Here is a 24,961-nt window from a genome sequence, read left to right as displayed (position 1 = left end):
ACCTACTCTTTGGTTAACTCGTGCGCCAGTTCCAGCGAGCGTTGATGTGCTGCCGCGGTGGCCCTGTCGACCAGCTGGTATAGTTGATCCTGCTGAAAGGAGATTATGGCCTGTTCCGTGGTGCCTTTTTTTGATGTTACCTGGGCGCGCAGTTTGACCACGTCTTCATCCCGGGCCATGGTCGCGGCGCCTAACGCGGTCTGGCGCGCGAGAGTCGCGGCAGTTTTCTGCGGTAAACCCAGCTTCACGCCGGCTGCTTCAAGCAGCTCGATAAAGTAAAAAAAGTAAGCAGGCCCGCTTCCGGATATGGCAGTCACCGCGTCAAGATCGGATTCCTTATCGACCCAGATACTGATACCAACCGCCTGCATAACGAGCCGGGCAGCCTGCTGATGGGCTTCAGTCGCGCGCGCGTTGGCATAGAGGCCCGTCGCGCCAAGCTGCACGAGTGCCGGGGTGTTCGGCATGCAGCGTACGATGGCCCTGTTACCCCCGAGCCAGTTATCGATCGCCTCTGCAGGCACGCCTGCGGCGATGCTGATAAACAGTTGGTCGGGATTTGACGCTAACCCGGAAAGGCTCTCGCAAACCGTGCGCATGACCTGTGGCTTGACCGCAAGCATGACGATGTCGGCGGTGCTCACAGCGGCCAGGTTGTTATCCGAAGTATTGATCTGGAAGCGCTCCTGCAGTTCCTGCAGTCGTTCATGATTTATATCACATGCGGTTATCCGGATTGCTTCATGCTGGTTCGCGATCAACCCACCGATCAGGCTGGTTGCCATATTACCTGCACCAATAAAGTAAATTGACTGATTCAATCCCGTTCCCCGAAAATAGCGGTCCCAATTCTCACTAGTGTTGATCCCTCTGCGATCGCAGCTTCCATATCCTGTGTCATGCCCATCGACAAGGTATCACAGTCAATCCCCTGTTGCCTTAACGAGGTCAGGGCCGCGGACAGGTTGGCAAAGGCAACGCGCTGCAATTCGAATGTTGCTTGTGGTGCCGGAATTGCCATGAGTCCCCTCAAGCTGATGCCGGGTAACTCGTGAATCTGCATTGCCAGGCTCGGCAACTCGGCAAGGTCAATACCTGCCTTGCTGGATTCGTGATCGATATTGACCTGAATGCACACGTTGAGTGGCGCCATGTCTGCGGGACGTTGTGCGCTGAGACGTTTGGCAATCTTGGCACGATCAATACAGTGCGCCCAGTGAAATTCTTCGGCTATGTGACGGGTTTTATTGGACTGGATAGCGCCTATGAAGTGCCATTGAATGTCGAGATCCTTCAGTTCCTCCATTTTCTGCAGCGCCTCCTGCAGATAATTTTCACCGAAATCCCGTTGTCCCAGTTGCCACGCAAGGCGTATATCGCTGGCTGGCTTTTTCTTGCTGACGGCGAGCAGTAATATCGATTCTGGATCCCGGTCGTGGGCCACTGCGGCCTGTACTATCTGCTCGCGAACCTGATTTAGTTTTTTTCCCATGTTATTCATATGTTTTGCTATAGTCATCTGTTAACACAAGTTAGTTGCGAGCGGATCGATTATAACCGTTTGCTGGTGGGCGAAAAACAAAACCCGCCATGAATTCTATACTACCTGTAATACGATAAAGGAAACTCCATGGATATTGCTCAACTCCTGGCTTTTGGCGTCAAGCAAGGCGCATCTGATTTACATCTGTCAGCGGGATTGCCACCGATGATTCGTGTCGATGGCGACATACGTCGAATCAATGTCCCAGAGATGGATCACAAGCAGGTGCACGACATGATTTATGACATCATGAGTGACAAGCAGCGCAAGGATTATGAAGAATTTCTGGAGACAGATTTTTCATTCGAAATCCCGGGGCTGGCACGCTTTCGCGTCAATGCCTTTAATCATAATCGAGGATCGGGTGGTGTGTTTCGTACCATCCCGTCCAAAATCCTGAGCCTGGAGGATTTGAGCGCGCCAAAGATATTTCAGGAAATTTCTGAATATCCTCGCGGTATCGTACTGGTAACCGGACCTACCGGGTCCGGGAAATCGACCACCCTGGCAGCAATGGTCGACTACAAGAATGATAGCGAGTACGGCCATATTCTAACCGTGGAAGATCCTATCGAGTTTGTTCACGAGAGCAAGAAATGCCTGGTCAATCAGCGTGAAGTTCACCGTGATACCCTCGGCTTTAACGAAGCCTTGCGCTCGGCATTGCGAGAAGATCCGGATACGATCCTGGTGGGCGAGATGCGCGACCTCGAAACCATTCGACTGGCACTCTCAGCGGCTGAAACGGGGCACCTGGTTTTTGGCACCTTGCATACCAGTTCAGCGGCCAAGACCATTGACCGTATTGTTGATGTTTTTCCGGCGGCTGAAAAAGCGATGGTGCGCTCGATGCTGTCGGAGTCTTTGAAAGCGGTAATTTCACAAACGCTGATGAAGAAAATCGGTGGTGGTCGGATAGCCGCCCATGAAATCATGATTGGAACGCCAGCGATTCGCAACTTGATTCGAGAGGATAAGATTGCGCAAATGTATTCGGCGATTCAGACTGGCCAGAATGTCGGTATGCAGACACTGGATCAAAACCTCAAAACCTTGCTTGCGTCGGGAGTTGTTGCCAAGGATGAAGCACAGCGTAAGGCAGCAAACCCCGATGCCCTGTAATCTCGGCTTGCAGTCGTAGAGGATTTCAATGGACCGTAACAAAGCAATCAGTTTTATGCACGACCTGCTCCGCATGATGGTGAGCAAGGATGGTTCGGATTTATTCATTACTACCGGATCACCACCGGCGATGAAAGTCGACGGCAAGGTGATGGCGGTTTCCAAGCAAAACCTCTCGCCCAATCATACGCAGATGTTGGCGCGTTCGATCATGAACGACAAGCAGGTTTCAGAGTTTGAAGAAAACCAGGAGTGCAACTTCTCGATTGCGTTACCCGGCGTGGCCCGTTTTCGTGTCAACGCCTTCGTGCAGCGTGGCAGTTCGGGCATGGTACTGCGCATCATCAATTCTGAAATACCAACTTTTGAAGATTTAAACCTGCCGCCGATATTGAAGGATATTGCCATGACCAAGCGTGGGCTGGTAATTTTCGTGGGTGGTACCGGTTCGGGTAAGTCAACATCGCTTGCGTCGATGGTCGATTATCGCAACCGCAACTCGCAGGGCCATATCATCACGATTGAAGATCCGGTGGAATTCGTGCATGACCATCAAAACTGTCTGGTCACGCAGCGCGAGGTTGGCGTGGATACCGAATCTTACGCGATTGCGCTGAAGAATACTTTGCGCCAGGCGCCGGATGTGATTCTGATTGGCGAGATTCGTGATCGCGAAGCCATGGATCACGCGATCGCCTTCGCCGAGACCGGGCATCTCTGCCTTTCAACACTGCACGCTAACAGCACCAACCAGGCGCTGGACCGGATCATCAACTTTTTCCCGGACGAACGCCGCATGCAGCTGTTAATGGATTTATCGTTGAACCTGAAAGGGCTGGTATCGCAGCGCCTGATCCCGAAGATTGATGGCGTCGGTCGTATCCCCGCGATCGAGATTATGCTGAACACGCCTTTAATGGCTGACATGATCTTCAAGGGCGAAGTCCACGAAATGAAATCCCTGATTGCAAAATCGAACGAGGCGGGTATGCAGACCTTTGACCAGGCGCTGTTCGAACTCTATGAGACGGAGCAGATTACCTTTGAAGATGCATTGCGTAATGCCGACTCGGTGAATGATATTCGACTGCGCATCAAGCTCGAAAGTGATACCGCACGCAAGACAGGGGTGGTTGAAGATCATCGTGAATTTGAACTCGAGGAAACCGATGATGAGCAGGCGGGAGGTATGATTTGATGGCGAGAGAACCGACCACGGCCCTGCTCGAGCCTTATCTCAAAATCATGGTGGACAAACAGGCGTCCGACCTCTATTTCGTGACTGGTGCACCGCCCAATATGAAAACTCAGGGTAATACCGCCCCGATCGCCAAGAATGCCTTTCAAGGTGGGCAAGTACAAAAACTGGCTTACAGCCTGCTCAACGACGAGCAGGTCCGTGATTTCGAGATCAGCCGTGAACTGAACCTGGGTTTCACGCTCAACGACGTGGGTCGTTTCCGGGTCAATATTTTCATTCAGCGTTCGGAAGTGTCGATGGTTATCCGCTATATCAAGTGGGAGATACCAACGCTCGATGAGCTCGGGCTGCCGCAGGTGCTCAAGGAAGTGATCATGAATCAGACCGGCCTGGTGCTGGTAGTAGGGTCGACCGGCTCGGGTAAATCGACCTCGCTTGCGTCGATGCTGGATTACCGCAACTCATCAGTTGGCGGACATATTCTGACAATCGAAGATCCGATCGAATTCGTTTTCCGTCACAAGAAGTCTGTTGTTTCGCAACGCGAAGTCGGTATCGATACCCTGAGTTACGAAAATGCGCTGCGTGAGGCACTGCGTGAAGCTCCGGAAGTTATCATGATCGGTGAGGCACGGGACCGGGAGACGATGAAGGCGGCGATCGAATTTGCCGATACCGGGCATCTCGCGCTGACCACCCTGCACGCGGTAAACTCGAACCAGGCGATGGACCGGATAATGAACATGTTCCCGACCGATACACGTGAACAGTTGCTGATGGACTTGTCACTTAACCTCAAGTGCGTCATCTCGCAACGCCTGGTGCCGGGCATGCAGGGCAAGCTGGCCTGCGCGGTCGAGATCATGATGAACACACCCTATATTTCAGAATTGTTGCGTGAGGGTAACTTCAACGAGATCAAGGAGATTATGGAGAAAGGCGATACCACCGGTATGCAGACCTTCGACCAATCGCTTTATGATCTCTACAAGTCCGATGCGATCACGATCAAGAATGCGCTTGCCTATGCAGATTCGAGCACCAACCTCGAATGGAAGATCAATTTTGGCGGTGACCACAAGTCGCAGGATACGCGCCACAACCTCAATCAGCAGGGCGACCTGGAAGAACTGAGTCTCCCCTCCGAAGAAGGTTAATCCAAACCTCCCAGGGATGATTGTGAACTAACTATGCGGTGTAAACTACGGCGCCGTCGACCAGGGTGTGGGTCACGCTGCCGTTGAAATCCCAGCCCTCGAACGCGGTATTCTTGCCCTTGGAAATGAACTTGCTGGCACTGCAGATCCAGTGCGACCCCGGGTTCACGATAATCAGATCCGCGACTTCGTCGATGCCGATCCTGCCACCGGGCAGGCCCAGAATGAGCGCAGGGTTAAGAGTCAAATTGGCGACTACTTCGGGCAGCGAAACGACATCTTCTTCGACCAGGCGCAATGCCAATGCCAACAAGGTGTCGAGCCCGCTGATTCCGGATTCGGCAGAAGGGTAGGGTTTTAGCTTGGCATCAACCTCGTGCGGCTGGTGATCCGAACACAGGCAATCGATGGTACCGTCGGCGATCCCCTCGCGCAAAGCATCGCGGTCGGACTGACTGCGCAGTGGCGGAATCGTGAACATGTTGCTGTCAAAATCTCCGATGTCGTGATCGGTCAGGAAAAGTTGATGGATTGCACAGTCGGCAGTGATCGGTAATCCCTTGGCCTTGGCGCGACGAACCATGTCGACCGAGCGTGCACAGGATAGCTGTCCGATATGCGTACGCGCGCCGGTTTGTGCGACCAGTTCGATATCCTTTGCGAGTGCAGCGGTTTCTGCGGCTTCGGGAATCGCGGGCAAGCCGAGTCGGGTGGCGATGGCGCCTTCATGTGCGCAACCGTTCCCCAGTAGATCGTGGTCGAGCGGCTGAATAATAACCAGGGACTGCTGGCCCGCGGCATAATCCATGGCGCGACGTTGCACTAGGTTACTGGCAAACGGGCTCTTGGCATTGCTGAACGCGATACAGCCGTTGGCACGCAGGCTCGCCATGTTGCTGAGCTGTTCGCCGCCGAGACCGCGAGTTATTGCGCCAATCGGGTATATGCGCGCCTGGTGGCCGAACATTTCGTTGCGGTGATGAATCAGTTCGACAGTGGCCGAATTGTCAATCGGTGGTTGCGTGTCGGGAGGAATACACAGGCTGGTGATGCCGTTTTTGATCGCGGCTTCTGTTTCACTCTCGATATTGGCTTTTTCCGGTTCGCCGGGATCACGTAAACGCGCCTGGCAATCGATCAGACCAGGCAGTATCCAGTGATCGGTGGCGTCGATGGTTTGCCTGGCCTTGAAGCCTTTTGGTGCTGAACCGATGCCGACAATTTTTCCATCCCGCAAAAAGAGATCTGTTTTGCGTACCGTCGCTTCCAGTGGATCGACGACCTGGCCATTGTTAATTCTCAGGCTCATGTGTCACCTGATTGCAGGCCGGATTGACCGACGATCATCGACATGACCGCCATGCGTACCGAGATTCCGAAGCTGACCTGCTGCAGAATGACCGACTGGTTGCCATCCATCACGCTCGATTCAATTTCGATGCCGCGATTTGCCGGTCCCGGGTGCATGACGATGGCATCGGGTTTGGCAAGTTCCAGGCGCTGCTGCGATAAGCCGAACTTGCGGAAGTACTCCTTTTCGCTGGGGAGCAGGGCACCGCGCATGCGTTCCTTCTGCAGGCGCAGCATGATGATGACATCGACCCCGTCGAGACCCTGTTCAAGATCCTCGTAAACCGAAACTCCGAGGGACTCGGTATCCATCGGCAGGAGAGTACGGGGAGCAATGACGCGTACTTCGGCGGTATTGAGCAGGTTTAGCGCGTGTATCTGCGAGCGTGCCACGCGTGAATGCAAAATGTCGCCGACGATCGCGATACGCAAGTTGCTGAAATCCTGCTTGTGGTGACGAATCGTATACATGTCGAGCATCGCCTGGGTTGGATGCTCATGCTGCCCGTCACCCGCATTGAGAACCGATACGCCTGGACGCACATGTTGCGCAATAAAATGGGCGCTGCCGCTGTCCTGGTGACGAATAACAAACATGTCGATCTGCATGGCCTCCAGGTTTTGCAGTGTATCGAGCAGTGACTCACCCTTGACCGTTGCCGAGGTGTCGAGGTTGAGGCTCAGAATGTCCGCCGACAGGCGTTGGGCAGCGAGTTCGAAGGTCGATCGCGTACGTGTGCTCGCCTCGAAAAACAGGTTGGCGACTGTTTTTCCGCGCAGTATTGGAACTTTCTTGATGTTGCGGTCGGTAACCGAGGTAAATGAATCGGCGGTATCCAGTATCTCGTTCAGTATGGTCTGGTTCAAACCCTCGATGCTGAGAAAATGTTGGAGCTTGCCATTGTCGTCGAACTGGATATTGTTACTTGGCATGGTTCTCCAGGGTTTTTATGACCAGCCTGAGGGGTTCCGGTCCCTCGAGCTTAATATGACTGCCGGAATCGAGCTTGATGGTATCGCCTACCACGTCCGCCTGTATGGGTATTTCACGTTCGCCACGATCGATCAGGATCGCGAGTACGATTCGCCTGGGGCGTCCATAGTCGAACAATTCGTTCATGGCAGCACGCACGGTGCGACCCGATTGCAGAACATCGTCAACGAGGATGATCGTCCTGTCGTCGATGTTGGTGGGCAGGCTCGACGGCCGTACGGTTGGATGCAGTCCGGTGCGGGTAAAATCATCGCGGTAGAAGGAAATATTAAGTCGGCCGAACTCGGCTTCCGGGGCAATGCGTCTCTGCAGGTGCTCGGCGATCCAGGCTCCGCCTGTTTCGATGCCGACAATGACGGGTTGGGACTGGGAAGTGAAATAGGGAGTGAGTGCCTGGGCCAGCTTTTCGATCAGCGATTCAACTGAAGGTAGGGACACGCGAGCTCCGCTTGACTAATTGCGGTGGCTTTATAGCATAAATCCATTGTGAAAACAGTAATATCCGGGTGACAATCTCAGTCCTCGGAATAGTTTTGCAGCCAGGACTCGGTAATCAACGCCGCGGCCAGGCTGTCGATTTCCGGTTTGGTCTTGTTGCTCTGATTCTCGATTGCTATCTGGTAAGCCTCGCGGGTCGTCAGTCTTTCGTCAACCATCGCGGTATCAATTCCGAAACGACCCTCAAGCTGACGACCGAAACGTTTTGCGCTGGCAGTCATCTCCTGATCCTGTCCAACCATGCTGAGCGGCAGTCCGACGACCAGTTTTTGAGGTTGCCAGTCTTCCAGGAGTCGTTTGATGCTTTTCCAGTCGTTGTTTTTTACCGCTTTGAGCGGTCGGGCCTGCCGGGTCAGGGTCTGTCCTATGGCGACACCGATCCAGTCAGTGCCAAAATCAAATCCCATGACCGTCTTTAACTGATCAGGCATTCCCGCTCACGGGCGAGAGCATATTGATATCGAAGCCCAGTGTGTCGAAAGCGACCTGCCATTTATCTTCTGGCTTTTCGTGGAACAGGAGGTCAGGATTGCAGGTGGATGTCAGCCATGAATTTTGTTGCAGCTCCGATTCGAGCTGACCCGAGGCCCAGCCCGAAAATCCAAGAATTACCAGGTAATCCTGCGGGCCCTTTCCATTGGCGATTGCCTGGAGTATGTCTAATGAGCTGGTTAGATTGATACCGGACGAGACTTCGATGCTGTTCTGCCATCGACCCTCGCTGGAATGCAGCACGAAACCCTGCTCGAGCTGCACCGGGCCACCGATAAAAACAGGCTGGTTTTTAATGACGTCATCCTCGCAACTGATATCCAGTTGCTGGAAGATATCGTCCAGAACCTGTGAGGTTTCATGGTTGACCACCAGCCCCATGCTGCCATTTTCATTGTGCTCGCACATGTAAATGAGACTGGAGGCAAAAATCGGGTCCTTGATCGCGGGTGTAGCGATCAGGCATTTATCCACAAGACTGGCAGGTTGCTGTGACATGTCCAGGCTCTAGCTTACTCCGCTTTTGGTTCTAAATCGATTGCTTTTGAAGTCCCAGGTCCGAATGATAACGATCTGGTCCGCGCGTTCCCGCAGTGCGTCGGAAAACGGGGCGAAGGGTTGTGCCATGCGCAGGATTTGCCTGGCGGCTTCATCCAGCAAGGTGGTGCCGGACGAATTCGTGATTTGCATGTCGAGAACTTCGCCTGCTGCATTGATTCGGACACTCATTCGTAAACGACCATCAAGGTTTTTGAGTCTGGCTTCGTGCGGATAGTTCAAATTTCCGGTGTGTTCGATCTTTTTTACCCAGGAATTCAGGTAGCTCGCTTCAGCCGCCTTACGCGTACTTGCGGTCAGCGTTACGATCTTGGGTCGTTTGGCGTAATCGATCGCCATCTGCCTGATTTCGGCCTGCAGGCGGGCTATCCTGGTTTGACGCTGTTCGGTTTCACTGGTTTCCTGGTTGTCTGTATCCTGGGCGTGTTGTTGTTTTTGACGGTTTGCGCGGTTATCGGATTCTAACTGGGTCAGGTAATAAAGCTTGCTGATTGCCAGCTGTTGCTTGCGCAGTTCGGCACGATCCTGGTCAGACAGGCCTTTCTGATCCACCGGCGTCGGGGACGAAACTGGCGCTCCGGGACGAGCCTTGTCCTCGGCACTGCCGCCGCCTGCCTGGTCTTCCTGGGCCAGGAAATCGGGATTTTCAACCATCTCGATGGTTTTGGAATTTGCCAGGATGACATCAAGGCTGGGTAAGGGTTCCACGTTGCTGCGATCCGAATGCTTGAAACCCACGCCGAGCACCACGATGGCATGCAGCGTGAGGGCTAGAAAGAGAGTGAAGCCGAGGCGATCACTAGCAGAGATCCGGGGTCGGATTGCTTGAGCTTGTGCCATATTGGAAGTCTATTGTGCCAAGATTAGGTCGCTATCACCAGTAAATCGTTCTGTACTAGTTGATAATAGTGGCTGGCCACGAAACCGCAATTTTGATTTTGTTGGCAAGAGACCGGCTTAGCATGATTTCTCTTGCTTCGCTGATCACGATGAAGTCTTCGATACGTAGTGATGACGCCAGTTCCCGGGAGCCGTCGATCATTAATGCAGTTGCGGCGACATCGGCACGAACCGGGTCGTCGCTGAGAACCGTTGCCGAACTTCGTCCACTAGAAGGTTCGCCACTGCGCGGGTCGATGATGTGATGCGCACGAAATTCACCTTGCCGGTAGCGTCGTTCGTAATTCCCCGAGGTAAACAGGTTTTTCCTGCCCTCGATTTCCAGGCTTGCAACAACGCCTGGAGCGAACGGATTCTGAATGCCGACTCGCCAGGGACGACCAAACCGGTTCCCCGCGAGCGCCATATCACCGCCGGCGTTTACGATATAGTTGTCAATTCCATTTTCGTCGAGGTAGGCACGGATTAATCCCAGCGCATAGCCCTTGGCGATTCCGCCCAGGTCGATGCGCAGGTGCGGATTATTGCTGATGGCTGAATTGCCGACGAATGTTAAATCGTCCATACCAGGGATATCGCGCTTGATCTCGGCAACCTTGCCCAGGTCGGCTGCGCTGCCGTGAAATCCATATGCGGCTATGAGCTTGCCGAGTGCGGGATTAAACAGGCCACCGGTAGCATCGTAATAGTACCGGCTCAATTCTATTAACGGGGCCAGGCTCGCGGGCACATCGGCCCTCGAATTCTGCTCCAGCGCTGTATTGAAGCGCGTAAGCTCACTCTCTTCCCAGGCGTGCCATTGCTGGTGCTGTTGGTGGAGTCGTCGCTCGATCTCGCTGAGCAAATGCTCGGCATGGTTCAGATCGTCGGTGATCATCGTGATTTTGATGATGGTACCGAACTCGAGTAAATGCTGTTCAACCAGATGCTGTCGGGGTTCGCAGCCGCTAAGGTTGAAGACGAGTAAAAACAGGCAGCTTAGACTGAAAAGCGTTGCTCGATGCACTCTAAGAGTTCTGCGCTGATGTTAATATCGAAATCGCGGTCCAGCTCGCGGATGCAGGTTGGGCTGGTAACGTTGATTTCGGTAATATAATCACCGATGACATCGATCCCTACAAACAGCAGGCCGCGCCTGCGCAACTCGTCACCGATCTGTTCACATAGCCATTGATCACGCTCGGTCAGGGGCTGTCCGCGGGTGCTGGCTCCGGCCGCGATATTTCCGCGATGCTCACCTGCAGCCGGCAGGCGTGCCAGCGCGTAGGGTATGGCTACGCCATCGACCAGCAAAATGCGCTTGTCACCGTCCCGGATTTCGGGAATATAAAGCTGCACCATGGTTTGCGATCGACCATGCTTTGACACGGCCTCGATGATTGCGTTGGTATTTGGATCACCGGCCTGCACCCGGAATATTGACTGGCCACCCATGCCATCCAGCGGTTTGATAATAATATCCCGGTGTTGCTCGATAAAGCCCTTGAGAATCTCCGGATTACGACTGACCAGGGTATCAACGCAGCATTGGGGAAAGACACGGGTAAACAGTTTTTCGTTACAGTCGCGCAGGCTAGCAGGCTTGTTCACTACCAGCACACCGTTTTCCTCCGCCTGTTCGAGGATATAGGTTCCATAAATATACTCCAGATCGAAGGGGGGATCCTTGCGCATCAAGATAACGTCGAGCTCATCCAGTCGGCAGCGACCGGCCTCGCCGTAATCAAACCAGTGCTGGTTGTCATCGTAAAGCGTGAGTGTCTGGTAGAGCCCCCGGGCAATACCGTTGTCCATGAATATATCGCCGAGTTCAAAGTAGAATATCTGCCAGCCGCGCGCCTGTGCCTCAAGCAATATAGCGAAGCTTGAGTCCTTCCAGGGTTTGATGGATTCAATCGGGTCCATCACGATTCCAAGCTTGTGAACTTTAGGCATGGGAGAGAATGTTTATGTTTGACGATTCGGATGCGGCCTGGGGAATTCTACTGAACTAATCCGCCCGGGCACATTAATATATCGCGTTTTCGCAAGGCGGATCCGTGCTAATGCCGCTTGTTAAAACCTCATTATTGAACTATTTTTGAGGGTAATGGAATTTTAAAAAATAGCCAGTGAATATCTGCCCAAAATCGTAGAAATTACATCATATAGTCTAATTAAATCACTGGTTTAACATATAAATATCCATATAATCTAGTCCTGATAATGTGGGGAAACTCCACTTATAATCCCTGGGGGTTACGTGAACACCGAGTCTCAGACAGCAGATGGAGCACAGGAATCGGTCAACCTTAATGTAAAAGTGATGGTGATCGACGATAGCAAAACCATCCGACGCAGTGCTGAAACCCTGTTGAAAAAAGTGGGCTGCGAGGTCGTTACCGCGATCGATGGCTTCGAGGCATTGGCCAAGATAACCGAGCACAGGCCAGACATTATATTCGTTGACATTATGATGCCGCGACTGGATGGCTACCAGACCTGCGCGCTGATAAAAAATAATCAAACCTTTAAGGCAACCCCGGTCATCATGCTGTCCAGCAAGGACAGTATTTTTGATCGTGCACGCGGGCGCATAGTCGGCTCAGAAAAATACTTAACCAAACCCTTTTCCAAGGAAGATCTGATCAATGCGATAACGACGCATGTCGGCTAAACGGAAACGGTCAACGGAGCTTGAGGTAAGTTTAGAATGACGCATGTTTTAATAATTGATGATTCCCCGACGGAGGTTCACGTTTTCAAAAGCATGCTTCTGAATAATGATATTGAAGTGTCGGTTGCCAAAAATGGGGAAGAGGGTATCGAGAAAGCAATTGAGATCAAGCCCGATTGCATATTAATGGACGTGGTCATGCCGGGTAAGAATGGTTTTCAAGCAACCCGTGATCTAAGCCGTAATCCTGCAACTTCGACAATTCCGGTGATCATCATAACCACCAAGGACCAGGAAACCGACAAGATATGGGGCATGCGCCAGGGTGCGAAGGATTACATCGTCAAGCCGGCGGAGGAACGGGACTTGATCGAACGTATTAACAAGGTTCTGGGTTTCGATCGCAGCTACGAAGACTGACCGAAACCCGATGCCCATTTCATCACCATTCGAATTACTGAAAGAACTTGATTCGCGTTGTCGCAAAAACTCCGCTGGTTTGCCCGTGGCCAAGACGGTTGTCGACGACTGGATAGGCATCGGGTTCCTGATACGAGATACCCCCCTGCTGGCAAAGATGGATGACGTCAGTGAAATCTTGCCCCCGCCGGAAACGATCCGCGTACCCGGGGTAACACACTGGGTCAAGGGCCTGGCAAACGTTCGTGGTAACCTGATGCCGGTACTCGATATGAACGAGTTTCTTTATGGTGAATCCACCAAGATTCGCAAGGAAAGCAGGATCCTGGTGATCAATAAGTCGGGCGTGGTTGCGGGATTGCTGGTGGACGAAGTTTTTGGACTGCGACGATTCAAACCGGAGGAACACAAGCAGGAAGTCATGCAGGACGCTGGTACGATTGGCGCCTACCTGTCGGGAATATTTGTGGATCAGGTACGTCGCTGGAACGTGTTCAGTGTCAAGAAACTAACCCGGGCTGAACATTTTCTGCGCGTTGTTTAGCACGTTTATTGAGGTTTCGAGGAAGCATTAGCAGTGTTCAATAAAATTAAACATTTTTTCCCCGGCGGTAAATCGGGTCCTGTCTCGACTGTTGTGCGTCAGGGGAGCACTTTCAATAAAAAAGCGGTTGCCGTAGGTGCCTTGCTGATTATCTCGGTGCTGGCGATGGTCGCAATGTTCAGTATTGAAAGCAGCCAGGCGCGCAAGAATAAACTCTACACCACTATCGCCTCGGAGCAACAGGTTATATCCCAGCAAATTGCGGTTAATGCACTGGAAGCAGCCGCGGGTCAGCAGCAGGCATTCGATCGGTTGGGAGAGAACCAGAATCGCTACCTCAATACGCTTGATAAATTCAACAATGGAGATTTAACGCAGGCATTGCCGCCATTACCCGAGGAGTTTTCGGTTGAATTCTCGAATTTGAAGTCGCTCTGGAATGATTATGACAAGCACATCGCTACCGTGGTAGCAGCCAAATCGTCGATTGCGACGGTAAGTGATTATGTCACGCAAATCAATGAATCCCTACCGGAGCTTATGTCGCTGTCCGACCGGGTCGTGGATGAACTGGTCAAGTCAGGTGCGCCGCGCAGGAATATTGCAGTCGCCGCACGCCAGGTTATCTTGGTGCGTAGCATCGAACACAGTCTCAACCAGATACTCAACGACGGGGAAGTGGTAATGGCGGCAGCGGATCGCTTCTCTGCGGACGCAACCCAGATAGAAGCCCAGTTGCTGGCGATGCTTGAAGGCGATGCCTCGCAGGGCATCAACAAGTTCACCGGGCCAACCGTGATCGGTAACCTGTTGCAGTTTGCCGATCTTTACTCGGTGGTCAGAAAGAATGTGCGCGAGATACTCGAAAATTCAGCACAGATTTTCAAGGTACACGAAGCGGCGTTGAAAATCGATGAATTGAGTCCGTTGCTGCTAGCCGCCTCGGGCGAGCTAAACCAGGTTCTCGAACGCAGCGGCGAAGCCGGGAGAATCTATATTCTGTTCGGCTATGTCCTGGGCTTAATTGCAGTTCTATTATTATTGTTACTGATCGTGATTATCGCGCGTGGATCGCAGGCCAGCCTGACGGAATCCCGGGAGCAGAATGAAAAAAACCAGCGCGCAATTCTGCGACTACTTGATGAAATGACTAACCTTGCCGATGGTGACCTGTCGACGCATACAACGGTAACCGAAGACATTACCGGCGCCATCGCAGACTCGGTAAATTACTCCATAGATGCGCTGCGCGACCTGGTCGGTACCATCAACAATACCGCAAACCAGGTACGGACCGCGGTGCGTAATACCCAGAATATGACGGGTGAACTTGCCGAGGCGAGTGAAGCCCAGGCACAACAGATAACCACGGCCAGTAACGCGATTACCGAAATTTCAAGGTCGATGTCGCAGGTGTCTGAGCGTGCATCTGATTCGGCCGAGGTGGCGCGCAAGTCTGTCAGTATTGCGCACAAGGGCAGCGAGACGGTGCGGCAAACTATCGACGGTATGGAGACCATTCGTGAGCAGATACAGGAAACCTCCAAGCGTATCAAGCGACTGGGTGAGTCGTCACAGGAAATCGGTGACATCGTAAACCTGATCACCGAGATATCCGATCAGACGAACATTCTTGCTCTAAATGCCGCGATCCAGGCGTCGATGGCGGGTGAGGCGGGTCGCGGATTTGCGGTTGTGGCGGACGAAGTGCAGAGACTTGCGGAACGCACCGGCGATGCCACCAAGCAAATCGAGGCCCTGGTGAAAACGATACAGGCGGATACCAACGAGGCCACGGTTTCCATGGAACAAAGTACGGCTAACGTTGTAAAAGGCGCCAGCCTGACCGAGAACGCGGGCGGCGCGCTGGACCGGATAGAGCAAGTATCGATGAACCTGGCACAGCGAATCCTGGAGATATCCGATTCAACGCGTGACCAGGCCCAGGAGAGCGTGAAAATTGCCGAAACCATGGACGTGATACAGGAAATAACCGCCAAGACCTCGGAAGGCGCAAATAAGGCTTCAGGCTCGATTGGCGAACTCTCGGCCATGGTCAAGGAAATGCAGACTTCGGTTGCCGGCTTCAAGCTCCCCGGCGTCGACTCGCTCGAAAGTACCATTGTGCACGATTCCGATGATTTAGCCGCATTGGGATTACAGCCTGAGCCCGACGAATAGGCGATTCGATGGATTCGGCGGAAAATTCGATTAAACACAGTGCGCTTGGATGGGTTAAAAAATCCATCGATGACAACCTGTCTGACATCAAGACTGATCTAAAGCTTTATATCGAAGAAGATGACAGTACCTTGATGTCGCGCATCAAGGAAAGGTTAGACGTTATCCAGGGCGTACTGGTGATGATCGAGCAATATGGCGCCGCAATGCTGACCGAGGAAATGGTTTCGCTGGCAGATTTCATTATCGACAACAAGCAGCAAAAGGGCGAACAGGCCCTCGAGATAATGCTGCGGGCGGTTCTGCAGCTACCCGATTACCTCGAACATATTCAGTCAGGACATCGCGACATACCAATCGCAATATTGCCGATTTTAAACGATATACGCGCGGTCAGAGACCAGGATTTATTTTCCGAGAAACTGCTGTTTTTACCCGATCTTTCCATGCATCAGGAAGAGGCCGAAGTTGAATCAATCGATGACGACAGCAACCAGGCATCCAAACTGCTGGTGAAGAAGTTACGTCCGGCCTATCAACTGGCGCTGTTGAATATCATCAAGGACCAGTCGGTCGAGGAGGGCCTGAAGCGTCTGGAAAAGATTTGTGAAACCCTGGAAGAGCGTTCTTTTTCGGAGCAGATTGCCCGTATCTGGTGGATAGTGGGAGCGCTCATCGAATCTGTTTCGCGCCAGCAGCTTGAGCTCGGAGTATCGATAAAGAATTTGCTGGGTAAGGTCGATGCCCTGTTCAGGGTAATCCTGATCATCGGTGAGCGCGGTTTACTGCAGCGCCAGCCGATCGAGCTGATCAAGAATTTTTTATTTTATGTTGCTCAGCCTGAGTGCGATGGACCAAAGGCGAAAGCGATAAAGACTGCCTATCGGCTTGAGCAGTTTCTACCATCTGAATCTGTGCGCAGCGAGGTTTTGAGTAACATCGCGGGCCCCAACCAGGCGCTGTTGAAAACAGTTGCAGAGGCGGTCAAAGCCGATATCGAGGTAGTAAAGTCGACACTCGAAGTGTATGTCAACGGGGACTTGTCGAAAGTTGAGGCGCTAAAAGATCTACCCCAGGAAATGCATGTCATTTCCGACACGCTGGCGATGGTTGGACTGGGTTCGCAACGAAAACTGATCGAAGCACAAATTGATGTCGTCAAGGATATCCTGGCCGGAAACCAGGTCGCCGATGAAGAACGGCTGCTGTCGATGGCCGCAGAACTTCTGCAGGTTGAGCAGGCCCTCGAGCAAATGCAAAAACGCCAGCCGGTTGGTGCGGAGCAACCCAGGTCAGAAGCCGATGCTTCGAGAGACTACGAGCTTGATAGCGTATTAACGGCGGTTGTCACCGCGACACTTGACGACATCCAGAAAACCAAGAATGCGATTCTAGATTTTATCAAGGATCCCAGCCGTAGCGAAAACATTGATCTGTGTGTAGCCCTGATGGAAGAGTCTCACGGAGCACTGGCGTTATTGAACCAGCAGCGTGCGGTAGCGGTAATTGATGGATTGCTGACTTATCTCAAGGGTTACGACATTGTCGAATTCATGGAGGCCAGTCGGCTCGATGCCCTGTCGCAGGTCGTGGTTAGCCTCGAGTACTATCTCGAAGCACTGGGTGAACACCGTAGTGATGCTGCCAATATTCTCGACTTTGCCGATGTGCAACTGCAGGAATTGTTATCCGGGGTTCATATCCGGGCCGAGGGTGAAACAAGCCAGGAACTACTGGTCGTTATAGACGAAGCCACGGACGAGGAGGTTATCGAGGAAATGCCCGTGCCGGTTGCCGATGCTGACGAGACGATCGCAAGTGTTCAAGCTGCGGTTGAATCGGAAACTCCGGTCACGCCGGGTGAGACGATTGAGCCAGGCCCTGATTCAGTTGATACCGGTGATTCTGAGACTGCTGCAGAACCGATCGATGTCGGTGCTGTCCTTGATCAGGCGACAGGCGATTCGACCGTGTTGACGGAGACAGGGATTGAGGCAACCGTGGTGCCGCCCGATGACCGTTTTGAAGTCCAGCCTGTAATTGACGAACTGGATGTGCTTAAGCCGGGTAGTGACCCGGAAATTCTCGAGATTTACCTGGAGGAAGCTGAGGAAGAAGCGCAGAATATCGCGCGCCTGCAACGGGACTGGTTGCTGCATCCGGAAGATGAGAATGCGGTAAAAAACATTCGTCGCGCTTTCCATACGATAAAAGGCAGCGGGCGCCTGGTCGGTGCAATGAAGCTGGGAGAGTTTGCCTGGGATTATGAACAACTGTTGAATCGGATTATCGACAAAACGATTCCTCCCGGCAAACGGTCGATCGAGGCAGTCGGCAAGGCAGCCGGGGCATTGAAGGAAATGGTGCGTGAGCTCAAGACCTCGGAATCGCCCACGGCTGATATCGGCTATTTGAGAGGCCTGGCACGGGCGTTGGCGGAGTTCAAGGCTGAACAGGTGCTGATCGATCACACCCAGACCGACACTGCGATCGAATCGCCCTATGACCGGATCACTGATGGTGATGAAACCGAGTTGCCGGGAATAGATCTGGGTGCAACCACGCAGGTCATTCCACCGGACAGATTGAATGACATGATTCTCGAGCAAATTGAACCCGATACCATGCGAGTAGATCCGACGAATTTCGAGGTCGACGATGAGGAAGTTCGAGACGAGGGCGAAGAGTTTCTGGACTTTGATGAAGATTCTGGTCTCGATGATACGCAGCTGGTGCATAAAAGGACAATCCTGGATGAGATTAACGCTACCAAGGCTGCTGGCGGATCTGAATCATCGGATTCCAGCGAGGATTACCTGCAGGCAACGGATTACGGCAGTCAGATCGACGACCAGACCGGTAGCGAAGCGGACGAGATAAAGGCGCTGGAGCTTGACGACGTCGAGCCCGTTTCCAGGGAAGCCATTAGGATCGAGGCAATCGGCGAAGATTTCCTGGGCAATGATTTTGATGATGAATTAGACGGCCAGGTTGTAGGGGAGAATCGGGTTCCAGGGGAAGCTGCCGCGACGGACGAGGGTATCGATGCGGCAGCTGCCGAATACCACGAAGACGAAAATGATCAGGTAGACAGCGAATCTTTCGCCGTCGAAACAGCGGACGAGGTTCCGGATATACCTGAAGAATCGGTCGATGCGTCGGCCGGGATGGAAGTGATAGACCTGGAGTCGTCCACAGCTGAAGAGCATGCCGGGCATGTACCGGAGACCGAGGAAACGGCCGAGGATGCGTCCGTGGACGGGGCATTGGAGCCAGCGGAATCGAAAGCCGGGGAAGTGGTCGAGGACAGCGCAGGGTCGAAAGAAGAAGTGGCCCAGGGCATCGCGGAGCCAGAAGAAGAACCAGAGCAGCCAGCTTTAGCAGAAATCGAAAACCCGGAAACCCTGGAAGCCGAACAGGAGACCCCCCACGACCCTTTCGTCGAAACGAAAGAGAGCCGAATGCCTGGAGAAGGGGCAGGGACGATCGAGCCCGAAAACCAAGAGGAGCCAGAACCAACCGACCTGTCGTTGGACCCGGAACTTCTGATCATTTACCAACAAGAGGTAGAACAGCACCTCGACACAGTAAGTTTCGCCCTTGATCATGCCGAACAGATCCACGAACTAGTTCCCGGTGAAGAAATATATCGAGCGCTGCACACGATTAACGGTGCCTCGCGTACCGCCGATATACGTACGATCGGCGAACTCGCGGGCTTGATGGAAAAACCCCTGAAATCAGCCATCTCGCAGAAAATGGCGCTCGATGATGAAATTGTGGCCCTCTACCGTGAAGGTCAGCTTGCGCTCTCCCGCATGACCCAGGAATTGGTTACCAGCCGGCAGCTGCCGGATATTTCCGCAGATCTCGCGATAAGCTTCAAGGCACTGGCGGAGGATTTTGAAGAACATACGGTTGAAATACCTGAAGACGAAGCAGAACCAGCCCGTGACTTCATCGATACCTTGACGATGTTGGGCGACGATGTGCACAGGGAACAGGATCACGAGTTACTGAGCATTTTCGTCGACGAAGCGAATGAATTGCTGGAAATGAGTGACAATACCTTGCACCAGTGGTCGCAACAGAAAGCAGATGAGCAGGGAACCCAGGACTACAACGCGGTGATGGAACTGCAGCGTTACCTGCATACACTCAAGGGCGGCGCGCGCATGGCCGAGCTGAAGGAAATCAGTGACCTTTCGCACGAGATGGAATCAATGTTCATCGCGGTTATCGATGGACGGGTCGAGAAGAACGATAATTTGATCGAGCTGTTGAAAGACTGTTTCGATCTGCTGCATCAACAGGTTATCGAAGCCCAGGAAGGACGGGAGACCAGTAAATCCGAACGCCTGGTTGAATTTCTCAGGGAATTGCGTCGTGGTGATGCCGATAACGGATTTGACGAAACGGATGCAGAAGACAACTTCGATATGGACAGTGAGGATATCGATATCGTCAGCGAAAATTTACCCGGAGAACCACTTTCAACGTTGGAACGCCCTTCCCAGGATGTCATCAAGGTTCGCTCGGACCTCCTTGACAACCTGGTAAGCTCAGCGGGTGAGGTCAGTATTTACCGCGCGCGCATGGAACAGCAGATCGCGGGTCTGGGTTCACACCTCGGCGAGCTGGGACAAACCATCACCCGTCTCAAGGGGCAATTGCGTAGTCTCGAGGCCGAAACCGATGCGCAGATTCATTTCAGCCATCGTACCGAGTCTGTGAAAAGGGGTGAATTTGACCCGCTAGAGATGGATCGCTACACGATGATCCAGGAGTTGTCGCGTTCCCTGAGTGAGTCGGTCAATGACCTGTCCAGTCTGCAGGCCATGCTGGGTGAGCAGGTCAGGGATTCCGAGACACTGTTATTACAGCAATCCCGGGTAAACACGGACCTGCAGGATGGCTTGATAAAAAGCCGCATGGTCAAGTTTTCGGGACTGTTGTCAAGGCTGCGGCGATTAGTCAGACAAAGTAGCCAGGAACTGGGCAAGAAGGCCGATCTTCTCATTACGGGTGAACAAAACGAGGTCGACAACAAGGTGCTTGATCGCATGGTTGCACCACTCGAGCATATTATTCGCAATGCCCTGTCGCACGGTATCGAAACCCCGGTAGAACGGGTAAAAAAGGGAAAGCCGGAAACCGGGAAGATTGCCATCGACATTACGCGTGATGGCTCTGATATCGTCATCCGTGTGAGTGATGATGGTGCCGGCGTGGATATCGAAAAGGTGCGCAGTCGAGCAGTTCAGCTGGGATTGCTCGACAGGAAGCACCAGACGTCTGACGCGGATCTGGTTCAGTACATCCTCGAACCGGGTTTCAGTACCGCCGAACACGTGACCCAGCTATCGGGGCGGGGTGTGGGGATGGATGTCGTCGATATTGAAATCAAGCAACTGGGTGGAACCCTGCAGATTGAAACCAATCCACAAGGAACGACGTTTATCGCGCGTCTGCCTTTCACGCTCTCGATTAACCAGGCTATCCTGGTGCGCACCGGTGAGGAGATCTATGCGATTCCGCTGATGAATATCGAAGGAATCACCCGCCTGGAAGCACGCCAGGTGCTGGGCTATTACCGCGAGGAGAAACCCGAACTCGAATATGCGGGACAACAGTTCGCGTTGCACAGCCTGTCAGAACTGGTGGAAGGGGGTGTCCCGTTCAAACCCGCCAGTGAAGCTGAAAAACTACCGATTATTTTTAGTCGCGCAGGAGATGTTCGGGCTGCTTTACACGTCGATGAAATTCTCGGTAACCGTGAAATCGTGGTTAAATCGCTGGGCAAACAACTGAGCCAGGTCAAGGGTCTTGCGGGAGCGAGTATTCTTGCCGACGGCAGCATTGTTCTGATTCTTGATATCAACGGGTTGATAAGACACAGCGTGTCGAACGCTGTCAAAATTGTGTATCAACAGCAAGACGAAAGCGGAACGCAAAAGCGCAACGTGGTCATGGTCGTCGATGATTCGATTACGATGCGCCGGGTTGCCAGTAAACTGCTTGAACGTCACAACTACGAAGTTGTTACCGCCAAGGACGGTGTGGACGCGCTTGCTCAACTACAGGACTTGCGTCCGGATGTGATGTTGCTGGACATAGAAATGCCGCGCATGGATGGATTTGAACTGGCGACGCATATGCAAAACGAGGAAAGCTTTTCCAGGATCCCGATTATCATGATTACCTCGCGTACCGGGGAAAAACATCGCGACCGCGCTTTTGAAATCGGGGTGAATAACTACATGGGCAAGCCATACCAGGAAGAAGAATTGATAGAGAATATTCAAACTGCACTGGGCGCGGGTTAAAGGTTCAGGCCCATGGACGAAAAGAAAAAATCGGTGCGCTGCATGCTGCTGCCCCTGACATCGCTTAATCTGGTAGTTCCGAACTCGGCGGTTGCCGAAATCATTGGCTATTCGACACCGCGCCAGCTTTCCGATACCAGCGACTGGTTTGCCGGGGTCGTGCTATGGCGCGGGGTATACATCCCGGTGGTTACGGTCGAACAAATGTGTGACGTGAGTGCAGCGCAAACAGGACCGCGCGCGAGGATTGCGATTATCTACAATCCGCAGAGAGATCCGGACCTTCCTTATCTTGGAATTCAAATGCAGGATATTCCGCGCGCCTACCTGGCCGAAGCCGATAGTATGGAAGCGGGCAGTGACGAGGGAATGAGCGAATATTTGCTCGCCCGGGTCGATGACGAGCAACTTGGCCGGGTAATCCCGAATCTCGATAAAATCATTGGCGATCTCAAGCTTGAATTCAACCCGGGCCGGCTCGAAGAGCTGGCGACTTAGAACCAGCCCATCAGTATCTGATAGGGTCGATTGACGGGACGTGACTCAAGTTACCCTGAACTATCGGTATCGTTCCTTTTACAGATACCGCCCAGCGGAAACCTCATCCACAAAAGTGTAGCGCGGCAGGGATGCCGCGCTCTAAGCGATTCCATGGATGGACCACCCGGCGCTTGCGCCGTTTGGGAGCGTCTTTTGTGGATGAGGTTTTCCCCTGGGTAAGGTCAGGACAGGTCGCCGAAATTTGACTGGATGATAGCAAGTGCTGCCGTGGCCGCGGTTTCGGTGCGTAACACCCGTGGGCCCAGCCTGGCCGGTACAAAACCGGCAGCCCTGGCGATCTCAATTTCCGCAGGATAAAGCCCACCTTCCGGGCCGAGCAGCATCGATATCGATGAACCTGGAGGTTGCGCTATCGAAGCGAGTGGGTCGCCGTCGAAATCGAGCAGTAATTTCGTGGCTCCGTTCGAGGCTGCGACAGCCTGCTCCAGGTCAACGTAAAATTCGAGCGTTGGAACGACCGCCCGTCCGCTTTGTTCGCAGGCACTGATAGCAACGCGATGCCAGTGCCCAAGCTTTTTTTGGAGATGCACCGGTTTCATCGGAGACTGGGTGCGTTGCGCATTAAACATCGAGATCCTGTTAACCCCGAGCTCGGTGGTTTTCTGGATCATCCAGTCGATGTGATCGCCGCGCGCCAGCCCCTGTATTATTTCGCAATCCAGGTTGGACTCGGTGGTTAAAGGTATTGCCGCGTTGATAATGGCCCTGTGCTGTTTGCCCTCGATTACAAGTGCTGCCTCGTAGTCAACTGCATCCTGCCCGTTAAATAAAAGCAATGCTGCGCCTGATTTCAGGCGCAGCACGTGCTCGAGGTAATGAATTTGAGGCCTGTCGAGGGTTATTTCCTCACCGACGACAAGCTCGGTTTCGATGTAGACGCGGGAAATCCGCATGTACGGGGTGCTGGCTAGTACCGGTAAGTCTCGGGCTTGTAGGGACCTTCGACCTTGACACCGATGTAGTCGGCCTGCTCCTGACTTAGCGTGGTCAACTTCGCGCCGATCTTGTCAAGGTGCAGGCGCGCGACCTCTTCATCCAGGTGCTTCGGCAAGACATAGACTTCGTTCTGGTACTTGCCCGGATTACAGAAGATCTCGATCTGGGCCAGCACCTGGTTGGTGAACGAATTCGACATCACGAAACTCGGATGTCCGGTAGCACAACCCAGGTTGACCAGCCGGCCCTCGGCCAGCAGGATGATGCGTCTGCCGTCGGGGAAGATGATGTGGTCGACCTGCGGCTTGATGTTTTCCCAATCGTAGCTCTTCATTTCGGCAACCTGGATCTCGTTGTCGAAGTGGCCGATATTGCAAACGATCGACTGATCCTTCATCTGCTCCATGTGATCCTTGCGAATGACATTGAAGTTACCCGTTGCGGTGACGAAGATGTCGGCTTCCTTGCAGGCGTCGTCCATGGTAACCACGCGGAAACCTTCCATTGCTGCCTGCAACGCGCAGATCGGATCGATCTCGGTGACCAGTACGGTAGCGCCGAGGCCCTTGAGTGACTGCGCACAACCCTTGCCGACGTCGCCGTAACCCAGAACCACCGCAATCTTGCCGGCGATCATGACATCGGTGGCGCGCTTGATGCCGTCGACCAGCGATTCACGGCAACCGTAGAGGTTGTCGAACTTGGACTTGGTGACCGAATCGTTGACGTTGAAGGCCGGAAACGGCAATTCACCGCGCGCCTGCATCTGGTAAAGACGATGCACGCCGGTGGTGGTTTCCTCGGTAACGCCCCGGATGTTTTGCAGGATGTTCGAGTACCAGTTGGGCGATTCGGCGAGTTTGGCGCGAATCGCCGCGAACGCGATTTCCTCTTCCTCGGTACCAGGATTGTCCAGCACCGAGATGTCTTGCTCGGCCTTGCTGCCGAGGTTGATCAGCATGGTCGCATCGCCACCGTCATCGAGAATCATGTTGGGGGTACCACCGTCATGCCATTCCATGATCTTGTGGGTGTACTGCCAGTAATCCTCGAGCGACTCACCTTTGATGGCGAATACCGGTACACCCGATTCTGCGATGGCCGCCGCCGCATGATCCTGGGTGGAAAAAATATTACAGGAAGCCCAGCGCACTTCGGCACCGAGGGCGACCAGGGTTTCGATCAAAACCGCTGTCTGAATGGTCATATGCAGGGAACCCGCGATACGGGCGCCTTTCAGTGGTTGGTCCTTGCCGTATTTTCCACGCAGCGAAACCAGGCCGGGCATTTCAGTCTCGGCAATAGCGATTTCCTTGCGACCCCAGGCCGCAAGGGCAAGGTCTGCAACTGCGAAATTTTGTTTGATAACGTCTTTGGCGTTAGCACTCATAAATAATCTCCAGATCTATTTATGAGCGCCGTTGGTGTTGACCTGTGGGCGAGCCTGGCAGACGGGCTGTCGCAGCGCTCCTCGCACACAGTCCCCTTTAAGGGGGCGTAATATTGTATCGATATACGTCAC

Annotated in this window: 21 protein-coding genes and 1 riboswitch; of the genes, 9 read left to right on the top strand and 12 right to left on the bottom strand. The window is 53.2% G+C overall.

Annotated features, from left to right (window positions below; all coding sequences use genetic code 11):
* Positions 1 to 2: 2 nt before the first annotated feature.
* Together proC and OES20_04535 are read right to left on the bottom strand one after the other, a co-directional pair.
* Complete coding sequence (gene proC / locus OES20_04540) at positions 3 to 821, bottom strand: pyrroline-5-carboxylate reductase (protein MDH3633955.1); 819 nt, start codon at positions 819 to 821, stop codon at positions 3 to 5.
* The gene (locus tag OES20_04535) at positions 818 to 1,501 is read right to left on the bottom strand and encodes a YggS family pyridoxal phosphate-dependent enzyme (GenBank protein MDH3633954.1); all 684 of its coding nucleotides are present in this window, start codon (positions 1,499 to 1,501) and stop codon (positions 818 to 820) included. The genes proC and OES20_04535 overlap by 4 nt, the downstream gene beginning before the upstream one ends.
* 129 nt (positions 1,502 to 1,630) lie before the next feature.
* Between OES20_04535 and OES20_04530 the strand changes: the two genes are divergently transcribed.
* From OES20_04530 to OES20_04520, 3 genes are read left to right on the top strand one after another with little or no spacing between them, the layout of a single operon-like run.
* Positions 1,631 to 2,665, top strand: coding sequence for a type IV pilus twitching motility protein PilT (locus OES20_04530; protein MDH3633953.1), 1,035 nt, complete (start codon positions 1,631 to 1,633; stop codon positions 2,663 to 2,665).
* A 28-nt stretch (positions 2,666 to 2,693) separates the two neighbouring features.
* Positions 2,694 to 3,863, top strand: coding sequence for a PilT/PilU family type 4a pilus ATPase (locus OES20_04525; protein MDH3633952.1), 1,170 nt, complete (start codon positions 2,694 to 2,696; stop codon positions 3,861 to 3,863).
* On the top strand, positions 3,863 to 5,023 hold the full coding sequence (locus tag OES20_04520; GenBank protein ID MDH3633951.1) for a PilT/PilU family type 4a pilus ATPase: 1,161 nt from the start codon (positions 3,863 to 3,865) through the stop codon (positions 5,021 to 5,023). Before OES20_04525 ends, OES20_04520 begins: the two co-directional genes overlap by 1 nt.
* A 31-nt stretch (positions 5,024 to 5,054) precedes the next feature.
* Here the strand turns inward: OES20_04520 and OES20_04515 are convergent, their stop codons facing one another.
* The 8 genes from OES20_04515 to gshB all read right to left on the bottom strand — a co-directional run bounded on the left by OES20_04515 (position 5,055) and on the right by gshB (position 11,750).
* Positions 5,055 to 6,332 (bottom strand): dihydroorotase, encoded by a 1,278-nt coding sequence (locus tag OES20_04515; GenBank protein ID MDH3633950.1) that lies wholly within the window; start codon positions 6,330 to 6,332, stop codon positions 5,055 to 5,057.
* Positions 6,329 to 7,306, bottom strand: a complete 978-nt coding sequence (locus tag OES20_04510) for an aspartate carbamoyltransferase catalytic subunit (protein ID MDH3633949.1) — start codon at positions 7,304 to 7,306, stop codon at positions 6,329 to 6,331. The genes OES20_04515 and OES20_04510 overlap by 4 nt, the downstream gene beginning before the upstream one ends.
* Complete coding sequence (pyrR, locus tag OES20_04505) at positions 7,296 to 7,805, bottom strand: bifunctional pyr operon transcriptional regulator/uracil phosphoribosyltransferase PyrR (GenBank protein ID MDH3633948.1); 510 nt, start codon at positions 7,803 to 7,805, stop codon at positions 7,296 to 7,298. The genes OES20_04510 and pyrR overlap by 11 nt, the downstream gene beginning before the upstream one ends.
* 77 nt (positions 7,806 to 7,882) lie before the next feature.
* Positions 7,883 to 8,296 (bottom strand): Holliday junction resolvase RuvX, encoded by a 414-nt coding sequence (ruvX, locus tag OES20_04500; GenBank protein ID MDH3633947.1) that lies wholly within the window; start codon positions 8,294 to 8,296, stop codon positions 7,883 to 7,885.
* On the bottom strand, positions 8,289 to 8,855 hold the full coding sequence (locus tag OES20_04495; protein MDH3633946.1) for a YqgE/AlgH family protein: 567 nt from the start codon (positions 8,853 to 8,855) through the stop codon (positions 8,289 to 8,291). Before OES20_04495 ends, ruvX begins: the two co-directional genes overlap by 8 nt.
* Before the next feature lie 9 nt (positions 8,856 to 8,864).
* A complete protein-coding gene (locus OES20_04490) occupies positions 8,865 to 9,755 on the bottom strand; it encodes a TonB family protein (GenBank protein ID MDH3633945.1) in 891 nt (296 codons plus the stop codon).
* Positions 9,756 to 9,810: 55 nt separating this feature from the next.
* Positions 9,811 to 10,821 (bottom strand): FAD:protein FMN transferase, encoded by a 1,011-nt coding sequence (locus OES20_04485; GenBank protein MDH3633944.1) that lies wholly within the window; start codon positions 10,819 to 10,821, stop codon positions 9,811 to 9,813.
* Positions 10,794 to 11,750 (bottom strand): glutathione synthase, encoded by a 957-nt coding sequence (gene gshB, locus OES20_04480; protein MDH3633943.1) that lies wholly within the window; start codon positions 11,748 to 11,750, stop codon positions 10,794 to 10,796. The genes OES20_04485 and gshB overlap by 28 nt, the downstream gene beginning before the upstream one ends.
* A 370-nt stretch (positions 11,751 to 12,120) precedes the next feature.
* Here gshB and OES20_04475 point away from each other — a divergent pair, with 370 nt between their 5' ends.
* The 6 genes from OES20_04475 to OES20_04450 are packed head-to-tail and all read left to right on the top strand — an operon-like array spanning position 12,121 to position 22,440.
* Positions 12,121 to 12,471, top strand: a complete 351-nt coding sequence (locus tag OES20_04475; GenBank protein ID MDH3633942.1) for a response regulator — start codon at positions 12,121 to 12,123, stop codon at positions 12,469 to 12,471.
* 36 nt (positions 12,472 to 12,507) lie between these two features.
* Positions 12,508 to 12,891 (top strand): response regulator, encoded by a 384-nt coding sequence (locus tag OES20_04470; protein MDH3633941.1) that lies wholly within the window; start codon positions 12,508 to 12,510, stop codon positions 12,889 to 12,891.
* Between the two features lie 10 nt (positions 12,892 to 12,901).
* Positions 12,902 to 13,435 carry a chemotaxis protein CheW gene (locus OES20_04465; protein MDH3633940.1) on the top strand — a complete coding sequence of 178 codons (534 nt, stop codon included), beginning with the start codon at positions 12,902 to 12,904 and terminating at the stop codon, positions 13,433 to 13,435.
* Between the two features lie 33 nt (positions 13,436 to 13,468).
* Positions 13,469 to 15,616, top strand: a complete 2,148-nt coding sequence (locus OES20_04460) for a methyl-accepting chemotaxis protein (protein ID MDH3633939.1) — start codon at positions 13,469 to 13,471, stop codon at positions 15,614 to 15,616.
* A gap of 8 nt (positions 15,617 to 15,624) precedes the next feature.
* The gene (locus tag OES20_04455) at positions 15,625 to 21,942 is read left to right on the top strand and encodes an Hpt domain-containing protein (protein MDH3633938.1); all 6,318 of its coding nucleotides are present in this window, start codon (positions 15,625 to 15,627) and stop codon (positions 21,940 to 21,942) included.
* A 12-nt stretch (positions 21,943 to 21,954) separates the two neighbouring features.
* A complete protein-coding gene (locus OES20_04450; protein ID MDH3633937.1) occupies positions 21,955 to 22,440 on the top strand; it encodes a chemotaxis protein CheW in 486 nt (161 codons plus the stop codon).
* Between the two features lie 224 nt (positions 22,441 to 22,664).
* Here the strand turns inward: OES20_04450 and OES20_04445 are convergent, their stop codons facing one another.
* Positions 22,665 to 23,396 (bottom strand): 16S rRNA (uracil(1498)-N(3))-methyltransferase, encoded by a 732-nt coding sequence (locus OES20_04445; GenBank protein ID MDH3633936.1) that lies wholly within the window; start codon positions 23,394 to 23,396, stop codon positions 22,665 to 22,667.
* Between the two features lie 14 nt (positions 23,397 to 23,410).
* Positions 23,411 to 24,829 (bottom strand): adenosylhomocysteinase, encoded by a 1,419-nt coding sequence (gene ahcY, locus OES20_04440; GenBank protein ID MDH3633935.1) that lies wholly within the window; start codon positions 24,827 to 24,829, stop codon positions 23,411 to 23,413.
* A gap of 16 nt (positions 24,830 to 24,845) precedes the next feature.
* Positions 24,846 to 24,918, bottom strand: a riboswitch (S-adenosyl-L-homocysteine riboswitch).
* Positions 24,919 to 24,961 lie beyond the last annotated feature (43 nt).

This window comes from Gammaproteobacteria bacterium, from assembly GCA_029862005.1.
GTDB lineage: Bacteria > Pseudomonadota > Gammaproteobacteria.
Note: the sequence above shows the minus strand (reverse complement) of the source record. Positions and strands in the feature narration are given on the sequence as shown.

Excerpts from the sequence above, each read along its gene's own strand:
- OES20_04535 (MDH3633954.1), bottom strand. The coding sequence starts at position 1,501 with ATGAATAACATGGGAAAAAAACTAAATCAGGTTCGCGAGCAGATAGTA.
- OES20_04530 (MDH3633953.1), top strand. The coding sequence starts at position 1,631 with ATGGATATTGCTCAACTCCTGGCTTTTGGCGTCAAGCAAGGCGCATCT.
- OES20_04525 (MDH3633952.1), top strand. The coding sequence starts at position 2,694 with ATGGACCGTAACAAAGCAATCAGTTTTATGCACGACCTGCTCCGCATG.
- OES20_04520 (MDH3633951.1), top strand. The coding sequence starts at position 3,863 with ATGGCGAGAGAACCGACCACGGCCCTGCTCGAGCCTTATCTCAAAATC.
- OES20_04515 (MDH3633950.1), bottom strand. The coding sequence starts at position 6,332 with ATGAGCCTGAGAATTAACAATGGCCAGGTCGTCGATCCACTGGAAGCG.
- OES20_04510 (MDH3633949.1), bottom strand. The coding sequence starts at position 7,306 with ATGCCAAGTAACAATATCCAGTTCGACGACAATGGCAAGCTCCAACAT.
- ruvX (MDH3633947.1), bottom strand. The coding sequence starts at position 8,296 with ATGCCTGATCAGTTAAAGACGGTCATGGGATTTGATTTTGGCACTGAC.
- OES20_04495 (MDH3633946.1), bottom strand. The coding sequence starts at position 8,855 with ATGTCACAGCAACCTGCCAGTCTTGTGGATAAATGCCTGATCGCTACA.
- OES20_04490 (MDH3633945.1), bottom strand. The coding sequence starts at position 9,755 with ATGGCACAAGCTCAAGCAATCCGACCCCGGATCTCTGCTAGTGATCGC.
- gshB (MDH3633943.1), bottom strand. The coding sequence starts at position 11,750 with ATGCCTAAAGTTCACAAGCTTGGAATCGTGATGGACCCGATTGAATCC.
- OES20_04475 (MDH3633942.1), top strand. The coding sequence starts at position 12,121 with ATGGTGATCGACGATAGCAAAACCATCCGACGCAGTGCTGAAACCCTG.
- OES20_04470 (MDH3633941.1), top strand. The coding sequence starts at position 12,508 with ATGACGCATGTTTTAATAATTGATGATTCCCCGACGGAGGTTCACGTT.
- OES20_04465 (MDH3633940.1), top strand. The coding sequence starts at position 12,902 with ATGCCCATTTCATCACCATTCGAATTACTGAAAGAACTTGATTCGCGT.
- OES20_04455 (MDH3633938.1), top strand. The coding sequence starts at position 15,625 with ATGGATTCGGCGGAAAATTCGATTAAACACAGTGCGCTTGGATGGGTT.
- OES20_04450 (MDH3633937.1), top strand. The coding sequence starts at position 21,955 with ATGGACGAAAAGAAAAAATCGGTGCGCTGCATGCTGCTGCCCCTGACA.
- OES20_04445 (MDH3633936.1), bottom strand. The coding sequence starts at position 23,396 with ATGCGGATTTCCCGCGTCTACATCGAAACCGAGCTTGTCGTCGGTGAG.
- ahcY (MDH3633935.1), bottom strand. The coding sequence starts at position 24,829 with ATGAGTGCTAACGCCAAAGACGTTATCAAACAAAATTTCGCAGTTGCA.